Annotated in this window: 4 protein-coding genes; all 4 read right to left on the bottom strand. The window is 67.3% G+C overall.

Annotated features, from left to right (window positions below):
* Positions 1-749, bottom strand: a 749-nt coding sequence (gene iolC / locus IQ782_RS29395) for a 5-dehydro-2-deoxygluconokinase (protein ID WP_194138208.1), incomplete at its 3' end; no start/stop codon positions are given.
* A 23-nt stretch (positions 750-772) separates the two neighbouring features.
* Entirely contained in the window at positions 773-1,060 is a 288-nt protein-coding gene (locus tag IQ782_RS29390; protein WP_194138207.1) for an antibiotic biosynthesis monooxygenase, read from the bottom strand.
* A gap of 12 nt (positions 1,061-1,072) precedes the next feature.
* Positions 1,073-2,014, bottom strand: coding sequence for a sugar phosphate isomerase/epimerase family protein (locus tag IQ782_RS29385; protein ID WP_194138206.1), 942 nt, complete (start codon positions 2,012-2,014; stop codon positions 1,073-1,075).
* Between the two features lie 25 nt (positions 2,015-2,039).
* On the bottom strand, positions 2,040-3,047 hold the full coding sequence (locus IQ782_RS29380; protein WP_194138205.1) for a Gfo/Idh/MocA family oxidoreductase: 1,008 nt from the start codon (positions 3,045-3,047) through the stop codon (positions 2,040-2,042).
* Between the last annotated feature and the right edge of the window lie 86 nt (positions 3,048-3,133).

Here is a 3,133-nt window from a genome sequence, read left to right as displayed (position 1 = left end):
AAGGCCACGGCCCCCATCGGCCCGCGCTTGCAGACCAGCGTCGCCCCCGAGACCTTGCGCACGTTGCGCAGCGCCTCGAGCGTGTCGGTCGAGCCGCCGGCGATGTGGAACTCCTCCTCGGTGCCGACGATCAGGTCGAAGAGGTGCAGCGTCGATTGCAGCTGCGCCGTGACCTCGGCGCTCGCGGCAAAGCGGCTCTCGCCGTCGCCATGGCCGAGCACCCCCCAGAGGTTCGGGCGGTAGTCGATGTCGAGCGCGGTCCGCGCGCCGTGCTTCCTGGCCAGCTCCAGCGCCCTCAGCACCGCGGCGCGGGTGTTCTCGTGGCTGAGATGCGTGCCAGTGGGCACCACGGCGCGGGCCGAGGCGATGAAGGCCTCGTCGATGTCCTCCTCGCAGAGCGCCATGTCGGCGCAGTTCTCGCGGTAGAAGATCAGCGGGAACTGCTCCTGGTCGCGGATGCCGAGGATCACCAGCGCGGTGAGCCGCTCGGGGTCGGTAACGACGCCCGTCGTCTCCACCCCTTCGCGGGCGAGCTGCTCGAGGATGAACCGCCCCATGTGCTCGTTCCCGACGCGGGAGATCAGCGCCGATTTCATCCCGAGCCGCGCGGTGCCGCAGGCGATATTGGTCGGCGAGCCGCCGATGTATTTCTCGAAGCTGCCCATGTCCTCCAGCCGTCCGCCGATCTGCGCGCCGTAGAAATCCACGCCCGCGCGCCCGATGGTGATCACGTCCAAACTCTTGCTCATCTCGCTGTCTCCGGTCTTGCGGGTTAGGTGCTGGCGACGTTGATCGTCTCGAACGTCAGCCGGTCGTGGAATTGTTCGTGGTGGGCGATGAAGCGCTGCGTGTGCGCCTGGCGCATGTGGAAGGCGTGGGCGTCCTCGTCCTTCCAGCTTTCGACAAAGACCAGCCGGTCGGGGTTGTCGGTGCAGGTGTAGAAGTCATAGGCGATGCAGCCGGGTTCGGCGCGGGTCGCCGCCTGCGCCTCGGGCGCTTGCGCCAGGATCCTGTCCCGCGTGCCCGGCTGGCAGTCGATGGTGAGGATGAACTTGTACACCTGCGCCCCCTCTCAGCGGATGATCGTCGCCTGGAGCGCGTCGATCGAGGAGCGGATGCCCGCCTCGGTGGACATGGTGAAGTCCTCCATCTCGAGGCTCACCCAGCCGTCGTAGCCCATCATGCCGACGACCGAGAAGAACTCCTTCCACCATTGCAGGTCGTGGCCCGCACCCACCGCGACGTAGTTCCACGCGCGATTGGCCACATCGGTCACCTCCTTGAGTTCCAGATAGCCGTTGATGTCCGCCAGTCCGCGCTCGATGCGGGTGTCCTTGCCGTGCACGTGGTGGATCGCCGCGCCGAGCGCCCGCGCCACCGCGATCGGGCAGGCGCCCTTCCAGAAGAGATGGCTGGGGTCGAGGTTCATGCCGATCATCTCGCCGACCTCGCTGCGCAGCCGGAACAGCGTCTCGGGGTTCCAGACCAGCATGGCCGAGAAGTTCTCGAGCGCGATCTTCTCGACGCCACAGGCCTTGGCGTGGGCGACGAGGTCGTGCCAGAGCGGGAAGGCCCGGTCCTCCCACTGGTAGCGGTCGCGCTCGGGCATCTCGGCGGGCCAGGATTTCGTGTAGACCAGCCAGTTCGGCACCGTGTCGCCGGGCGCCGCCTCGGGCAGGCCGGACATGGTGACGATCTTCCTGACCCCGATCTCGCCGGCGAGGCGAATGGTGTCCTCCATCTCCTTGCGGTGGCGCGTGCCCATCTCGCCCGGATCGAGCGGGTTGGCCGAGCAGTTGAGCGCGGCGATCTGCAGGCCGCGGGCCTCGATCTCCTTCAGGCGCTTCTTCAGCTCGCTCTTGTCGGCAAGCAGAGTCTCGGCGCGGAAATGCGGCGCGGGCGACCAGCCGCCGCCGGTCATCTCGATGCCCTCGACGCCCAGGTCGACGCATTTGTCGAGCATGTCGGTGAAGGGCAGATCCCCCATCACGTCGGTGCAGATGGACAGTTTCATTCTTTCTCTCCTCCCGAAGAGCTGCTCAGGCCGCGGCGTAGAGCGCCGGCTTGTCGATCATGGTGATTTTCTCGTGGGCGCCGCTTTCAACAGCGCGCAGCGCGGCATCGGCGACCAGCGTCGCCGCGTAGCCATCCCAGGCAGAGGGGCCGGTCGCGGTGCCCTGCCCCGCGGCGACGATCCACTCGCGGAACTCCTGGTCGTAGGCCTCGATGAAGCGCTCACGCCAATCCTCGGGGATGGTCTGGCGGATGCCGTATTGATCCGACACGACGGTCGCCGGGCGGTTCGGCAAAGCGGCGACACCCATCTCGCAGCTCACTTCGCCGCGGATGTCGTAGCCGTAGCCGATGTTCACCGAGATCTCGACGTCGACGATCGCCCCCGAGGCACAGTGCAGCAGCACGATGTGCGGGTCGCGCAGCTCACCGCCGCGGGTCGAGCGGCGCGGCAGCCGCACTTCCACCCCGGTGACCTCGTCGCTCAGCAGCCAGCGCGAGATGTCCGCGTCATGCACCAGCGTATCGTTGAGCGGCATCTCCGAGGTATAGAGCCCCTCGGGCACCGAAGCGTTGCGGTGGATCGACTTGTAGATCAGCGGCGCGCCCAGCGTGCCGCCGTCGATCACCGCCTTGAGCCGGCGATAGTCGGCGTCGAAGCGGCGCATGAAGCCCACCTGCACGAGACGGCGGCCAAAGGCGGTCTCGGCCGCCATCACCCTGAGCGCCGCCTCCTCCGAGGTGACCATGGGCTTTTCGCAGAACACCGGCTTGCCGGCCTCGATACAGGCGAGAAGCTGCTCCTCATGGGCAGGCCCCCACGAGCAGATCACCACGGCCTCGACGGTGTCCGAGGCAATCAGCGCCTCGGGCGTGTCGAAGACCTCGGCCCCTTCCGGCGCGGCGGCCTCGGCACGATCGCGGGCGATGTCCGCCACGGCGGCGACTTCCACACCCGACAGCACCTTGGTCAGACGGCGGATGTGGTCCTGCCCGATCATGCCCGTCCCGATAACTCCGACCCTGAGCATCATTCTCCCGGCCCTCACTTGAAGTGTTTGTCGATAAGGCGCTGCATTTCCGCGCGCATGAACTTGCCGGACTCATCGGCCTTGTCCTC

It is taken from the genome of Salipiger mangrovisoli, assembly GCF_015223355.1.
In the GTDB taxonomy this organism is placed as follows: domain Bacteria; phylum Pseudomonadota; class Alphaproteobacteria; order Rhodobacterales; family Rhodobacteraceae; genus Salipiger; species Salipiger mangrovisoli.
Note: the sequence above shows the minus strand (reverse complement) of the source record. Positions and strands in the feature narration are given on the sequence as shown.

Coding starts and splice junctions, on each gene's coding strand:
- IQ782_RS29385 (WP_194138206.1), bottom strand. CDS start 2,014: ATGAAACTGTCCATCTGCACCGACGTGATGGGGGATCTGCCCTTCACC.
- IQ782_RS29380 (WP_194138205.1), bottom strand. CDS start 3,047: ATGATGCTCAGGGTCGGAGTTATCGGGACGGGCATGATCGGGCAGGAC.